Raw genomic sequence first — 15,361 nt, forward strand, 5'->3', positions numbered from 1 at the left:
TATTCAGAATCCGAAGTCCATATCTTCAGCATAATCAAAGCGTGTCTTGTACTCATCGATCCCGATGCCCTGCGGGTGCCACTGATCATAGACCTTGCCATCCTTGACCACGACGGTGTGATGGAACCAGGGCTCGTCAAGCACCGGAGTGCCTGGCCCCTTGGGCCTGTACGGCCCCATGGCAAACGCCTTACCACCGGGGCCGACGAAGGTCCGGATCTCGCCGCCGTTCTTCTTGAAGAATTTCGCGGCCCATTCATCACACCCCGCGTTGTGAACGAGAACGGGCGCGCTACCGGTCAGCACAAAGTACGTGTGGAGGCCGTCAACTCTGAGGTTGTACGCGGTGGCAGGGGTCGAGGCTTTCGAGACACGGCCCGTGACCAACACCGGAGTACCCTCGGGGCCGGTCAGCCGGTCCCCGATCTCCAACTCGTCGGCTCGTTGCCACTCCCGATCCGTCGCGTTCCAGAACGGGTGATCCTCGGTCGTCGCGAGGACGGAACCCGCCACCCCCAGTTCCCGAACGTCGTCCTCGTGAATCCAGAGGTTGCTGACCCGCCGGCCGCCGCTCTCGCTGGTCTCCGGGTCGGCGGCTTCGACCTCGTCACCGACCTTGATCTCGCTGATCGGCTTCGAGGTGCCATCGGCCATGAGCACCTTGGTGTCGCCGCTGAAGCTGCACATGCTCGCTGCCACTGCTTCGACGTTCACCGCTTCACGGCCGATGGCTTGGCGAAGCACCGCCAGGCCGCTGCCTCCGCCGACCAACGCGCCGGTAGCCGCGAACTCGCCCTCGGCGAGTGCCATCTCGCCCAAGCAGGCGATGCCCGTCATCGCGCAGGCCAACGCGCCAGTGATGATGGCGATGCCCGCCAGTTCTTGCAGGAGTGTGTACTTCGGCCGCATCGGATTGACCCGGTCACAGCCGGCCGAGTCTCCCCCCAGCATGTTCACGCACAGGAAGATCCAGTTGTCGGTGCTCTCTCCGGCCCATTCGAGCATCTCGTTCCAGGTGAATTGCAGGGAGCCTGCGTATCCACGGTTGTACAGGGTCTTCTTGAACTTTTCGGCGCCGGGGACCTTGCTGCCGAGCACGTCGTTGATCGTGGGCGGCTTCTTGGTCGCGTACGGGTCCTTGCTCTTGCTGCACCCGTTGCACCCGTCGTTGTGCCCCTCCACCCACACGTAGTTGCCGTAGAGATCCTCGTAGTCGGCACCCGGGCCGCAGGCGTCGTCGGAGCACGCCCTTTCACCGGTCGGGTCGGAGAACGTGATCGGGCTGTTGTTGCTGTACGCGTAGGCGTTCCACTGCTGCGGGTCGGCGAGGTCCTGCACCGGCTCGACGGAGATGAACCTGCCGATACCCGGGTCGTACTCGCGGGCCCCGATGTGGGTCAGGCCAGAGCTGTCGATGTCGCCACCGACGAAGCCCTTCTGGTTGACCCAGGGAGTCGGATTCCCTCGCGGCGCTCCGTACGGCGCTTGCCGACGGACTGTCACGGTCTGCTTGAGCGCGTCGACGGCCACGTTCTGAGTGCCCTGATGGTCGTCGAAGAGCCAGGTCAGGCCAGCTCCGTTGCGGGAGGCGACAGCGCTGCCCGCGAACCCGTAGTAGCGGGTACCCGAGGTGACGGTGCCCTCTCGCCGCACCTCCTGGCCCGGCAGATACAGCGTGCTGCCGGTGGCGTCCCGGTGGATGAGCCGGTTGCCGTCGGCGTCGTAGATGTTGCTGCCCGCCGCGTTCCCGGTTCCCGACGTGGAGACCAGTCGACCCTCCGAGTCCCAGCTCAGCGCCTGGGAGTTGGCGTCCGGCGGGCAGGCGTTGGCAGTGGCGCCGCTGGGTCGGCAGGTGGTGTTGCCCGCCTTGTCGTAGTCGTACCGGGTCGTCACCGGCGCCTTGCCCGGCTCAGCGACCGTCACCGACGTCGCGGCGTGCGGACGTGTCACGCCCTTGCCCGGCGTCGGCAGCGCGTAGGAGCGGGTGGTGTCACCGGTCAGGGCGTGGGAGATCTCCTTCGTCCGGTTGCCGAGGTCGTCGATGGTCCAGTCGGTCCAGTACGGCGCCGGCCCGCCGAGGTTCGCCACCGCCGGGTCGGTGCCGCAGGCGACACCCGCCTTGGGCGTCCAGGCTGAGGTGAGTCGCCTCAGTCCGTCGTACCGGAAGCACTGGGTGTCGGTCGGACCGACGGCAGGCGTGTCAGCGATGGAGCTGATGTTGCCTGCCTCGTCGTAGTCGTAGCCGACGTCGGCGACGGTCCCGGCCGCGGTCTCCGGCAGCACCCGGCTTCGCTCCACCCGGCGGGTGGTCGTGTCGTAGTCGAACGTCTGCTCGACGTAGACCCCACCGTCGATCTTGCGGGTGTTGATGGTCGGCTCGCCGTACGCGGTGTACTGCTGGCCGATCACGTAGCGCCCGACGTTGATCAGGTTGGTGTTCAGCGCCGTCGGCAGACCCGTGACGGCGTCGTAGTCGGTCGTGACCTTCTCGGTCGTCAGGTTGCCCGCTGCCGGGAACGTCACCGAGGTCGGGCTGCCGTCGTACGGCGAGTAGCTGTAACCGTACGACCAGGTGCCGGCGAGACCGCCCTCGGCCGAGGGGATGACGTACTGCATCCCGGTCGGCTGGTAACGCGTGTTGAAGTCCGTCGCACGGATCGCGTACGCGTTTGCCGAGCCCGGCTGGTCGTAGCGGATGCTCTGGGTCAGCTGACCCCGCACGGTCTTCCCGGCGTACGTCTTGTCGTACTTCCACTCGGCCCGCTTGGTGGCCGCCGACTTGGTGCTGTCGTAGAGGCCGACCTTGCGGCCGACCGTGTCGTACTCGTAGACCAGGACCTTGAGGTTGGCGTCGGTGGTCTGCTCGACCTCGCCGTAGGCGTTGTACTTGGTCGTGAGCAGGCCCTTGTCCGGGTCCTTTACGGAGTCCTGGCGTCCGCGGACGTCATAGGTGTACGTCCACTCGTCGCCCTTGGTGTCCCGGACGGTGACCAACTGCCCCTTGCGGTTGTAGGCGTAGCTGGTCGAGTGCTGCGGCGTGACGTGCTGGCGCAGTTCGACGGTGTTGCCGCGTACGTCGGTGACCGTGGTCGTGGCCGCGTTCGTGCCCTTGCTCGTGCCCGGCGGGGTGACCTTGGTCGAGTCGCCGAAGTGCTCGGTCGTGGTGCGCCACTTCTCCACCAGGTTCGTGACGCCGTCGGTGCCGTAGAAGATGGAAGCGGTGGCCCGCCCCGCGTCGTCGTAGACCGTCTTGGTCAGCGCCGGCACGGTCCACTCGGCCTGCCACCACAGGCCACCCGCTGGCGCACCCGGCTCGGCGTGCGGAGCGTAGGTGGTCACCGCCCGGCCAGCCTTGTCGTAGATGGTGTCGGTGATCACCCGGTTGCCGCCCACCGCCGGGCCCTGCGTCTGCCGGGGGCGGAACAGCGCATCCTGGATCTCGTAGGAGACCAGGTAGCCGCCGCCCGCGTGCAGGGTCTTCGTCTTCGTGTACGGGTACGCGTCACGGTTCGGCGCGAAGACGTACGTGTACTCCACCGAAGGGTTGGTGGGGTGCTCCTCCTTCGACCAGCCCATCTGCCACGCGCGGGCGAGCCGCCCGAGCGCGTCGTACTCCCGGTCGGTGCTCTGCTTGTTCGGGTCGGTGGCCTTCGTCGGCGAACCCCGGTAGGGATCGGACTCCACCGAGGAGGTCCAGGCGGTGCCGCCGGACGGATCCGGGACGGTGGTCTCCACCTTCCGCAGCGGGCCACCGGAGGCCGGCGTATACGCCATGGTGGTCACGTTGCCGCGGACGTCGGTCGTCGTGAGCGGCCGTCCGAAAGCGTCGTACGTGCCCTTGCTGGCCACCTGCCAGGTGGTGCCGGCCGCCTTGCTCCAGTCCTTGAGCGTCTCCTTCTGCGTGACGGCGCCGACCGTCGGGGGCGTGTCGACGCTGCTCGCCCCGTCGTAGTAGCTGCGCTCGTCGGAGATGATGTCGTCGGTGGTCTGCGGCGCACTCCCGCATGCGAGAGCGGTGACGGTCGTCTGCTTGACCAGCGCGAGCAGGTTGACGCTGGTGTTGCGGTTGTAGGCGTAGGTGGTGCACTGCTCGTCACCGGTCTTGCTGACGTCGCCGTGGTCCTGCATCCGGTCGGCCGTGCCGTAGTCGTCGTTGAACCACGACTGGGCCCCGGCGACCCGCCAGCCGGCGGCACCGTCGACGCCGAGCGCGGTGCCGGTGTAGGAGGCCTGCGTGTTGGTGTACCGCGCGGTCACCGTGTCGCCGTTGATCGTGCGGCTGGCGCGCGGTGGCGACATCCAGGGCACGTTGACGACCTTGCTCACCGGCTTGGTGTCGACGCCGTTGAAGGTCGCCTGCTCACGAACCATGCCGGCGAACTGGTCCTCGTCGTACACCGTCTCGCTGCCCAGCGACGCCGGCACCTTCACCGTGCGCGTGCCGGGCGAGGTGGAGGCCTTGTCGCCGTGCATGCCGCGCAGGTAGGTGGTGCGGGTGAGCGTCTGGCTCGGCTTGTCACCCACGCGGGTCTCGACGGTCGCGTACCCCCGGAACTGGTTCCAGGTCTTGCGCCGGGGCTTGATGAGGCCGTTGTCGTCGGCGTAGTGCCAGGCGGCGCCACCGATGTACGAGTAGAAGGTGTTCTTGACCGGCTGCCCGTGGTCCTGGCCGTCCACCTTCACCATGAGGTCGGATTCGGAGACCTGGCTGACCACGTACTTGTGCCACCACTCGGTGATGTCCGGACCGTCCGGGTCGTACGGGTCGGGACCGACGACGGGGTAGCAGCGCTGCGTGTTGGTGTACGTCGTCGACGGCAGGTTCCCCGAGGAGCAGTCGACGTCGCTGTAGGTCACCTGGATCTTGGCACCGGTCTCGGTGATGATGTTGCCGATACGCATCCGGTTGTTGGTCGTGTTGCGCTTGGTCAACACACGGTTGCGCATCGCCACCGGCTCGAACGTCACCGGCGGCATCGTGATCGCGGTGCCGACGAGGCCGGCGTGGACCACAGAGGTCAGGAACATGCCGGCGTAGTCGCTGCCGTCGCCGACCGACGGCCACGAGTGGTTCAGCGTCCACGAGTCCACCGGCTGCCAGTCCGGGGTGGTCTTGGTGGTGTCCCACACCTGCGTCGTGACCTTCGTCAGACGCTTGGTCGACCAGAAGGTGGGAGCGTAGTTGGTGCCGCACCCACTAGCGGAGGCGGAGCACTCCTGGTCCCACGGGACGTCCTTCCAGTGCGCGGCGTCGTGCGTCGAACAGTCCGCGGTGCAGCGGTCGGCGACGGTGAGGAGCACCTGACCGGTCGGGTTCACCGACCGGTCGACGCTGCCGTCGGCACGCTTGCGGTCCCAGGTGCCGTAGTCGATGCGCTTGAGCGTGCCGCCCCGAACGTAGGAGGCCTTGTCGGTGGCGGTGTAGTTCCGACCGTAGTAGTTCGTCTCCGGGGTGTACCAGTACGACATGGTGTTGCCGCGCGGATCCACCACGTAGTCCAGGTTCCAGCGCCAGGCCTGGTTGCAGAACGACGAGGTGAAGCTGCCCGCGTTGCACGGCTCCTTGTCGTTGTTGCCGGCGACCGGCACGGTCCACGTCGAGTCGGTCTTGCTGGTCTGCCCCGGCAGGCTGTGTAGACCGAAGAAGTACTTCATGCCGTCGCTGGTCGTGAGCTTCCAGTACTCACCGTCGTCATCACCATTGCCGGCGCCGGTGAGCTTCTCGATCTTCGAGCCGTCCTCGTTGCGGCCGTGCCAGCCCTTGCCCGCCTCGAACACCAACTCGGTGCCGTGTCCGTTCAAGGAGATGGTGGCGTTGTCGGACCGCCAGCACTGGTCACCGGTTTTACGGGTGTTGTTGGCCCCGCCACCCATGTCGTCCGAGCAGCCGACGTAGCTGCGCTCGATGTAGCCGGGTGCGTAGTCGAAGCCCTCGCCGATCCAGGACGGCTGGTTGTTCGACGCGTCCGACTTGCCGTCCACGGCGCTGCTCGAGTACCCGAGCGTGATGGAGGGGGTGGGGCCGGCCGCGGAAGGCACGGCCTGCAACGGGTACGACCACGAGAAATCGCCCGTGGCACCTCCCACCGACCAGGTCGAGGACGGCGACAGCGGCGTGGCGCCGAAGTCGCCCCCGTCCCCCGCCGCGCCGGCCGCGAGCGCCACCATCGTCGAGGCCGTGCCGGCGCTCGTCGAGGCATCCGCCGCGGTCAGTGGCAGTGACACCTCGGCGCTGACCGCGCCGTCCTGGTTCCGCGACTTCAGCGGCTCGGCGGCACACTCGGCCCGGCCCGGCGTCGTCAGTGCGCACTCCGGCACCCGCCACAGCTTCAGCCGAGACGACCAGTCGCCGCCGTACGCGTGCGCGAAGCGCCGGTAGTCGACGGTGACGGTGGCCGCACCCGGCCCGGTCGCCACCTTCGCGGTCGGCGTCTGCGTCGCCGCACCGCCCACCCGCAGCAGCAATCCGTCGCGCCACTGCTCCGGTACGGCACCGCGGTCCAGCACCTCGACCGTCACCGCCCGGGTGCGCTCACCGGCCGCACCTTCGACGGGGCTCACGGACACCGGCAGGTCGCCGACCTTGGCCGCCTTGGCGGCCGTGCTCCGCTGACCCGCGGGCGCCACCGACAGTGTCGCCGATGCCTTGCCCGGCTTCGGCCACGCCGACGCCGCCAGGTTGGCGCTGGGCACCGCCTTCGTCGGCCACGCCCGGCTCTTTACTGGCGCACCGTCGTGGTCGAGCTTCTCCCGCTGCGCCGACAGGTGCGGCTTCGGCTTGGCGGTGGCTTGCGTCGGGACTGTGAGTGCGGACACCACCAGGGTCCCGCTCAACAGCGCAGCTACACCGGCACGGGTACGACTTGTGGGGTTCCGTAGGGATTTGAGGGGGCTGCGAAGGGTGCGTTTCACCCACGTCTCCAGATGCTCTGGTCGGGACGGAAGTAGGAGGACTCGAAACCGTTCACTCGGTGGGCTCGAGGATCGCCTGCCGCTCGAAGATCCGCTCCACGTCGAAGTCGGTCAGTGCGCCCTGGTAGAGGGCGAGGTCGGAGATGTCGCCGTCCCACGGGTCGGTGGTCAGGGTGGGCTGACCGGGTGGGGTGTAGCGGGAGGCACCCACGTACAGCGGGCCGGTCGAGTCGAAGGCGCCGGTGAAGTTGGCCGGGAACGGCAGGGTCGTCTCGAGCTGGCCGTTGACGTAGAGGCGCGCCTCCCGACGGCCCCGGTCGTAGACACCGACGACGTGTGTCCAGGTCGAGAGGTCGTCTTCCTCGTTCATCGTCCGTGAGCTGGTCAGGACGTCGATGACGTTGCCGTACTGCGGGGAGCTGTCCAGGCCGAAGAGAGAGAAGGACCACCAGTAGCCGGCGACCCCGTTGACGGTCTTCGACCGCTGCCCGAGGTAGAAGGCCGAGTTCTTCGCACCGATCTGGGAGACCGCGGTCCGGATGCCGAGCGACTCCGGCCGCAGCCACACCGACACCGAGAACGAGTCGTCGGTCTTCACCACCCGGGTGTCCTGCCAGGCACCAGCGCCGACGTCCCGCATGGAGTGCCCGTACTCGGTGGTGACCTGGTTCGGATCCTCGATGCCGTGGGAGTTGAACCTGAGGAAGTTGCGGCTGTCGCTGCCGGTGTCGGTGCCCAGGGTCAGTGCCAGCCGACGGCCGAACTGACCGGCCTCCGGCGCGCTGCAGAGATCCGGGCTGGTCGACTCGACGTAGCAGGGGGTGGCACCGCCCATATCCCAGTCGCCGACGAGGATCGGCTGGAGGATGCCCGGCTCGTCGAAGCCGCCAGAGCCCGGCGCCTCGGCGAGCTGGCCGGTGAAGTCGTTACCGACCAGCACCCGGTCGAAGACCTGCACGTCGGCGATCGATCCGGTGAAGAAGTTGTCCCCCACCCCGCTCCGTCCGCCGTAGTTACGGCCGATTTGGAAGTTGCCGGTGGCGTTGTAGGTGGAGGCCCACGGGGCGCTGGTGACCTCGGTGCCGTTGAGGAAGAGGGTCATCTTCCGGGTGCCCGCGTCGTAGGAGAACGCGACGTGCTGCCAACGGTTGACGTCCGCCGAGGTGATGGCCGGCGAGAGAATCTCTCCGTACGGAGCGCTGACGCAGTCGCCGTCATGCATCGTGACGTTCCACTTCGGCACTCCTGCTTGCAGGACGATGCCGAAGAAGAAGCCGTAGGAGCACTCGCCGCTCTGGGTGGCGATGGCCATGTTGTGGATGGGGACGTACGGCAGCCGCACCCACGCGGCCACACTGTAGGACTTCGTGGTGTCGACCACCGACGTGGCGGTCGAGAGGTACGACGACGACGCGGACTCTTGGAAGGCCGCGGTCTGGCCGCCGATCAACCGCGTGTCGCTCGGCCAGGTGATGTTCGTCGCGGTCAACGGGGTGTCACCGCCGACAGCCTCCTGCTCGTCAGCCAGCGCCTCGGCCTGCGTCCGGCCCGGGTAGGTCTCCAGCCCCCAGCGCGCCACCGCCGGCGACGGGCGGCCTGCGGTGAATTCGACGGAGCCGTCCTTCAGGTTGCCCGTGCTGTCGAACGCACGGACGTAGAAAACGTTGAGCCCGTACTTCGGCACGACCAGGGTCACGTCGGCCCGCTTGACCGTGATGACGCCTGCGGTCGGATCCTGGACCGTGCCCAGCACCGCTGCGATCTCCGTCGTCGCCGGGTCCTTCCAGCCGTACTGGAACCTCGGGACGGTCAGGTCCTTCGAGTAGATGGTGAAGGTGACCCGCTCACCGGGTTTCTGCTGACCCTCGCTCATCAGGACGGTCACATCCGGCACGGTGGTGTCGACCATGAACCGGCACCAGTCCGACCACGGGCTGGTCTTGTTGTAGGGCGCGGGATCGGTGGCGTACGTGCGGTACGCGTACGTCACCGCTTCGGAAACGGTGACCGCCGCCGTGCTGGAGCGACCGTTGGCGGGCACCGACGCGCCGGCGGGCGCGGCCTTGCGGGGCGTCGAGGCGTCGATGACCCCGTTGGCGGGGACCTGCACCCACTCGTAGGTGGTCCTCAGCGACTGGGTGCCGTCCGCGTCCGGGAAGATCGCCGAGAACGTCGGCCTGGTGCTGCCGATCACCTTGGTCGAGGTTGGCGAGCAGGCCACGCCGGCGATCTGGAGGCTGCTCGGCTTGCCGGGGATGTTGTCGTAGTCGACGATGAGCTTGGCGTTGTTGGGGAAGAACTTCTTGTACCGGTCAGTGGTCGACTCCCCGCTGCCGTCGGTGGCGCTGCAGGCGCAGAAGCCGAAGGGGATGCTGGTCCACTTGTTGGTGGCGTGCGTCTGGATCACGCTGGTCACTGCGGAGCCGGTGAAGTTGACCGTCATGTCCGGCTGCGGCGAGTCGGAGCAGCCCTTGCCCTCGTTGGCGTGGGACGACGCGGTCGACTTCAGGCTGTTGAGCTTCGGCGCCCAAGCGGTGCGCGGCGTCGAGGCGATGCCGGCGGAGTGGTACAGGTAGGTCGGCGTGTTTCCGCAGGACCATGAGTGGTCCAGCTTCATCTGCACGTACGCCGACTGGATGTGCTTGCTGACCAGGGCCGACAGCGGGAAGTCGAAGTACGACCGATAGATCGTGCCCGAGTCGGGATCCTTACCGACCCGCGCCACCGAGATGTCGGTGTTGTTGCTGTTGTTGTTCGTCGCGTACGCCCAGCGGGACTTGCCCGTGGACCATTCCGGGTCGATGAACACCGGGAACGTCGCCGTCGTCGACAGCAGGGCCGCATCCGGCCGGAGCACAAGGTCTCCGCCGGAGACCTCGACACCGACCGACGCGGTCCGCGCCACGTCACCCGGCACTGCGGCCGTCGATCCGCTCGGCTGCGCACCGCCCTCGTCCGCACCGGCAGCCGCGCCCTCGGCGCGCGACGCCGATGACGGCGTGATGTTCGAGTCCCACATCGTGGCCTGTACGGCCGACGCGAGCACGTCGCTGCCGGCCACCGCCGACAGCCGCCCGTCCGGTGCTCGTACCACTCGGGCATCCCCGCCCAGGTTGAACCGCAGGGTGCGCAGCGCCGGGTTGGCCCCGGCCTGCGCGGTCTTGACCACGAACACGTGCGTGAAGCCGGTCCGGGTCGCCCGCAGCACGAGATCCGTGCCCGGCAACACCTCGGCGTACGTCGCCGAGTCACCGGAGACCGTGGGCTTCGGCAGCGCGTTGGGCCAGGACAACGTCAACGACTTGCCCTGCCGGGTCAACGTCACCGCCGGACCCGTGCCGCCGCCGGAGAACCGCACGTCGGCCACCGAGGCGGCCGGACGGAGAGCGCCGCCCTGGCCGGGTCGCAGCGAGAGGTCGATCTCCGCCCACGTACCGTCGGTCCGACGCACCCGCTGCGGCACCACCGCCGACTCCGCGGTGAAACCACCCGCCGGGTTCGCAAACACCTGCGTCAGCTCCGTGCGCGCGGACGCCACCTCGACCCGTTGGCCCGAGCGCTTCGCCTGGGCGGTAGCCGATGCCGTATCCGGCGCGACCGCCGAACCCTTGGGCGCGGACGCCGGCGCGGCGACGGAGGGCGACGGCACCGTGAGGACGGATCCGATCACCGCCGCCACGACACCAGCGGCGACTATCGGATGAGAACGCCCCAGGAAACGGGCAGGCAGCATCGAGCGGCCGGAAACCATCGCAACCCCCGTGAAGGATGTCAACCAGACGCGCGAACTGTAGATCCCGACAAGCAGGCTGTCCATGCCCGATCACAACTGGTGACCACGAATCGGGCATTCCGTTCAAGTTGATGCCTCAGGCAACCGCTGCGTGATCACCACCAGCCGCTACTGCTCACTCCTCGCGGCGCTGCGCATCCAGATGCGTCCTGAGGGCCGCCGCGATCTCGCCCGCCGCGAGGATCTGATCCGGCGTGAGGGCGTCGACGAAGAGCTCGCGAATGGCGCGTAGGTGCGGGACGGTGGCTGCCCGGAACGCCTCGTCGCCGGTTGGCGTGAGGTGTATCTCCGCGCCTCGGGGAACAGTTGCGCACTCCTGGCGGCGGATGAGCCCACGCCGCTCCATCCGCCCCAGGTGGTGGGAGAGTCGGCTCCGCTCCCAGCCGATGTGCGTCGCCAGTTCGGAAGACCGCATCTGATGGTCCTGCACCTCGGTGAGGGCGAGCAGTACGGCGTAGTCCCCCGGCGAGAGCGAGCACTCGGTCTGGAGGCGGGACGCGAGCTGGGAACCGAGCGCATGGGTCGTCTCGATGAAGTCCCGCCAGATCCGGAGCTGCTCCGCGGTTGGCAGTTGGCGTCCGTTCGGCGGGTCGGCTGTGGCCTTCGTCATCGTCCCCTCCTAGTTGACATGTCAATTTCAGGCTAACATTATTGACGTGTCAATCGAGGGCTGAAGCCCTGCGGTGGCGGTCACCGTCGGGAGTGAGCGTGGGGAGGTAGCGATGACGACTCAAGGCTTTGAACTGGGGCTCAACTCGTTCGGGGAGGTGGCCACCGACGGCGGCCGGGTCATGAGCGACGCCGAGACCGTACGGCTGCTCGTGGACGAGGCACGACTCGCCGAGTCGGTCGGACTCGACGTGTTCAGCGTGGGTGAGCACTACCGGGAGGGCCACAACGACTCGGCGACCCCCGTGCTGCTCGCGGCGGCCGCGACAGCGACCGAACGGATCCGCCTCGGCACCTCGGTCACGGTGCTCAGCACGAACGATCCGGTACGGCTCTACCACGAGTTCTCGACCCTCGACGCCGTGTCGAACGGCCGCGCCCAGATGGTCGTCGGGCGCGCGTCGGCGACCGAGTCCTTCCCGCTGTTCGGCTACGACCTGGCGGATTACGAGCGGTTGTTCGAGGAGAAGCTCGACCTCTTCCTTCGGCTCCAACGGGACGAGTCAGTCACCTGGTCCGGAACGGTGCGGAGCCCCCTGACCGCGCAGAAACTGCATCCGAAGATGCGGGAGGGCGGCATTCCGACCTGGATCGGTGTCGGGGGGAGCCCGAACTCCGTGATCCGCGCCGCCCGGCTCGGACTCCCACTCATGCTGGCGATCATCGGCGGACGCCCCCAGCGGTTCGCCGGCCACGTCGACCTCTATCTCAAGGCGCTCGCACAATACGGGCATACCCTGCAGCCAATCGGGCAGCACTCACTCGGCCTCGTCGCGGACACCGACGAGGAGGCGGTGGAGACGTGGTGGCGATACTGGCAGCCGGTCGTGGCGGCGCTCGCTGCGGAACGCGGCTTCTACAAGCCGGACCGCGCACGCTTCGAGGCTGAAGTCGACCACGGCGCGTTGTTCGTCGGGTCACCCGAGACGGTCGCCCAGAAGATCGTCACGGTGGCCCGTGACCTGCGGCTGAGCCGCTTCGACCTGAAGTACGACATCATGCACCTGCCCCGCGAGGCACGCGCGCGCACCATCGAGCTGCTGGGCCGTGAGGTCGCGCCGCGCGTCCGGGAGCTGCTGGCGAAGGAGCCCACCAATGTCTGATCTCGAGTTCGGCCTCGACAACTTCGGCGACGTACCGGAGGACGACTCCGGTAAGCGCATCTCCCACGCCGCCGCGATCCGGCAGGTCGTCGACGAGGCGGTGCTGGCCGACGAGCTCGGCGTCGACGTCATCGCCCTCGGGGAGCACCACCGGCCGGAGTATTCGGTGTCGACGCCGGAGACCGTGCTGGCCGGGATCGCCACCCGTACCTCGCGGATCCGCCTCGCCTCCGGCGTGACCGTGCTGAGCTCGGACGACCCGGTCCGGGTGTTCCAGCGGTTCGCGACGGTGGACGCGCTGTCGAATGGCCGGGCCGAGGTCATCCTCGGTCGCGGCTCGTTCACCGAGTCCTTCCCGCTCTTCGGCTACGACCTGCGCGACTACGACACGCTGTTCGAAGAGAAGATCGAGCTGTTCGCGAAGTTGCTGGACGAGAAGCCGGTGACCTGGAGCGGCACCCTGCGTGCCCCGCTGGAGAACGCCGACGTCTTCCCGAAGACCGAGTCGGGGCATCTCACCACCTGGGTCGGCGTCGGCGGCTCGCCGCAGTCGGTCGTGCGTACCGCCCGTTACGGCCTCCCGCTCATGCTCGCCATCATCGGCGGCGCTCCCGACCGCTTCGCGCCCTACATCGACCTCTACAAAAGGGCTGCCGACCAGCTCGGCACGACCGCGCACCCGGTCGGCATGCACTCGCCCGGCTTCATCGCCGACACCGACGAGCAGGCGAAGGAGGTGTACTGGCCGCACTACCGGGTCATGCGGGACCGGATCGGCAAGCTGCGGGGCTGGCCGCCGGTCCGGCGCTCGGAGTTCGACGCCGAGGTGGAGCACGGTTCCCTCTACGTCGGCTCGCCGGAGACCGTGGCCCGCCGGGTGGCTCGCGCGATCCGCAGCCTCGGCGTCGGCCGGTTCGACCTCATCTACGCGGCCGGCGCACAGCCGACGAGCGCCCGGATGCGCGCGGTCGAGCTCTACGGCACCAAGGTGATCCCCATGGTCCGCGACATCCTGGCCAGCTGACCAGTCCGGTCGGACGGTCACTCGTACTGGAAGGAAGACATGAACGACAACGGCCTGAACGGGCCCCAGACCCTCGGCATCCTCGGGGCCGGCAAGGTCGGCACGGTGCTCGCTCGGCTCGCCCTCGCCGCCGGCTACCGGGTGCTCATCGCCGGCTCCGAGGACCCGGCGAAGATCGCCCTCACCATCGAGGTGCTCACGCCCGGGGCGGTGGCCACCAGCGCGCTCGACGCGGCAGCCGGCGCCGACATCGTGATCCTCGCCCTTCCGCTCGGTAAGCACCGCAACCTTCCCGTCGAGGCGTTGCGCGGCAAGCTCGTCCTCGACGCGATGAACTACTGGTGGGAGATCGACGGCATCCGGGACGACCTCACCGATGCGCGCACCTCGTCTAGCGAGATCGTCCAGGCGTTCCTGCCCGGCTCCCGGGTCGTCAAGGCGTTCAACCACATGGGATACCACGACCTCGAGGACGAGGCGCGGCCAGCCGGACCGACCGGCCGTAAGGCCATCGCGATCGCCGGCGACGACCCCGCTGACCTCACCGCGGTCGCATCCCTCGTGGACGCGCTCGGCTTCGACCCGGTGATCGCCGGCCCGCTCGCCGACGGTGTGCGGCTGGAGCCGGGCAGCGAATTGTTCGGCGCCAACGTGAGCGCCGACGAGGTGCGCGCCATGCTCGACCGCTTTCCCGAGTCGGAGCGTGGCCGGATCATCGCCGCCGCGCGGGCCGGAACGGCGGGGTAGGGCGGCTTACCCGACCTGTGGTGTCAACCACGTGGGCTCCGCACGGTTGGCGGGGCGGAGCGGTGCTCCGTATTCTTCACGGAGGTTGCGGAGCAGTGCTCCGCCACTGCGCCGCCCGCGTACCGAAGGAGCACACACATGACCACGACAGCTCGGACCATCCTCGTCACGGGTGCCACCGGACAACAGGGTGGCACCACGGCCCGGCACCTTCTCGCCGGTGGTTGGCACGTCCGGGCGCTGGTCCGGGACCCAGGGAGCGCGGCGGCCACCAGCCTCGCCAGTGCGGGGGTGGAGCTGGTGGTCGGGGACCTGGACGACCGGGACAGCGTCGGCGTCGCTGTCCGCGGCGTCCACGGCGTCTTCAGCGTCCAACCCGCCGACATTCCCCCCGCCTTCGCCAAGAACGAGTGGGAACGCGGGCGGAACGTCGTCGACGCCGCGCTGGCCGCAGGCGTCCAGCATCTCGTCTACGCCTCGGTGGCCAGCGCCGACCGGGCCACCGGTATCCCCCACTGGGACATCAAGTGGGAGATCGAGCAGTACATCCGAGCCAAGGACGTCCCGGCCACGGTGCTGCGTCCGGTCATGTTCATGGAGAACTTCGCCGACCGGACCTACGGGATCCGCGGCGAGATCGCGCTTCTCCCTACTCTTCCGGCCGACGCGACCGTCCAGCTCATCGCACTCGACGACATCGGCGCGTTCGCCGCGACGGCCTTCGCCGTCCCGGACCGGTTCCTCGGCGAGGCGCTCGAAATTGCCGGCGACGAACTGACAGTGGATCAGATCAACGTGGCGATCGCCCGGGCGACGGGCCTGGACATGCCCGTTGCGGATCAAGACCGCGGATCCACACCCAAGACGTCGTTGAACGGCTGGCAGGCCGACATCGCCGGCCTGCGAGCGCTCCACCCCGGCCTGATGGACCTCGACGCCTGGCTGTCGAGGAAGGGCAAGGCGTTGCTGGAAGGCCACCTGCAGGACGCCGGGCGTCGTTGACGAATTGGCCTGACGGCCCGGGTTCGACACGCGAGCACCCGCGTGTGGGCTCTCCGCCCTTTCGTTGTTCGGCAGAAGCTCATCGGGAAGGGCGGGCACCGGATCCCGGTG

Annotated in this window: 7 protein-coding genes; 4 read left to right on the plus strand and 3 right to left on the minus strand. The window is 68.3% G+C overall.

Features of this window, described 5'->3' with window-relative positions; translation table 11 throughout:
* Positions 1–3 precede the first annotated feature (3 nt).
* The 3 genes from V6V47_RS03145 to V6V47_RS03155 form a co-directional block, all read right to left on the minus strand.
* The gene (locus V6V47_RS03145; protein ID WP_334626420.1) at positions 4–6,834 is read right to left on the minus strand and encodes a polymorphic toxin-type HINT domain-containing protein; all 6,831 of its coding nucleotides are present in this window, start codon (positions 6,832–6,834) and stop codon (positions 4–6) included.
* Between the two features lie 130 nt (positions 6,835–6,964).
* Positions 6,965–10,582, minus strand: a complete 3,618-nt coding sequence (locus V6V47_RS03150) for a LamG domain-containing protein (RefSeq protein WP_334626421.1) — start codon at positions 10,580–10,582, stop codon at positions 6,965–6,967.
* A gap of 238 nt (positions 10,583–10,820) precedes the next feature.
* Positions 10,821–11,315: a MarR family winged helix-turn-helix transcriptional regulator gene (locus tag V6V47_RS03155; RefSeq protein WP_334626422.1), complete on the minus strand. Its 495-nt coding sequence runs from the start codon at positions 11,313–11,315 to the stop codon at positions 10,821–10,823.
* A gap of 112 nt (positions 11,316–11,427) precedes the next feature.
* On the opposite strand from V6V47_RS03155, the gene V6V47_RS03160 reads away from it, so the two are divergent.
* The 4 genes from V6V47_RS03160 (at position 11,428) to V6V47_RS03175 (ending at position 15,250) form a co-directional block, all read left to right on the plus strand.
* A complete protein-coding gene (locus V6V47_RS03160) occupies positions 11,428–12,477 on the plus strand; it encodes an LLM class flavin-dependent oxidoreductase (RefSeq protein ID WP_334626423.1) in 1,050 nt (349 codons plus the stop codon).
* Positions 12,470–13,501: an LLM class flavin-dependent oxidoreductase gene (locus V6V47_RS03165; RefSeq protein ID WP_334626424.1), complete on the plus strand. Its 1,032-nt coding sequence runs from the start codon at positions 12,470–12,472 to the stop codon at positions 13,499–13,501. The genes V6V47_RS03160 and V6V47_RS03165 overlap by 8 nt, the downstream gene beginning before the upstream one ends.
* A 39-nt stretch (positions 13,502–13,540) precedes the next feature.
* Positions 13,541–14,248 carry an NADPH-dependent F420 reductase gene (locus tag V6V47_RS03170; protein WP_334626425.1) on the plus strand — a complete coding sequence of 236 codons (708 nt, stop codon included), beginning with the start codon at positions 13,541–13,543 and terminating at the stop codon, positions 14,246–14,248.
* A 138-nt stretch (positions 14,249–14,386) separates the two neighbouring features.
* Positions 14,387–15,250 (plus strand): NmrA/HSCARG family protein, encoded by an 864-nt coding sequence (locus tag V6V47_RS03175; protein ID WP_334626426.1) that lies wholly within the window; start codon positions 14,387–14,389, stop codon positions 15,248–15,250.
* Positions 15,251–15,361: the final 111 nt, after the last annotated feature.

Origin of the sequence: Micromonospora sp. CPCC 205539, from assembly GCF_036906815.1 — a bacterium.
Classification (GTDB): Bacteria; Actinomycetota; Actinomycetes; order Mycobacteriales; family Micromonosporaceae; genus Micromonospora.

Bases quoted from the DNA above. Each gene is read 5' to 3' on its own strand.
- V6V47_RS03155 (WP_334626422.1), bottom strand. From the start codon at position 11,315: ATGACGAAGGCCACAGCCGACCCGCCGAACGGACGCCAACTGCCAACC.
- V6V47_RS03160 (WP_334626423.1), top strand. From the start codon at position 11,428: ATGACGACTCAAGGCTTTGAACTGGGGCTCAACTCGTTCGGGGAGGTG.
- V6V47_RS03165 (WP_334626424.1), top strand. From the start codon at position 12,470: ATGTCTGATCTCGAGTTCGGCCTCGACAACTTCGGCGACGTACCGGAG.
- V6V47_RS03170 (WP_334626425.1), top strand. From the start codon at position 13,541: ATGAACGACAACGGCCTGAACGGGCCCCAGACCCTCGGCATCCTCGGG.
- V6V47_RS03175 (WP_334626426.1), top strand. From the start codon at position 14,387: ATGACCACGACAGCTCGGACCATCCTCGTCACGGGTGCCACCGGACAA.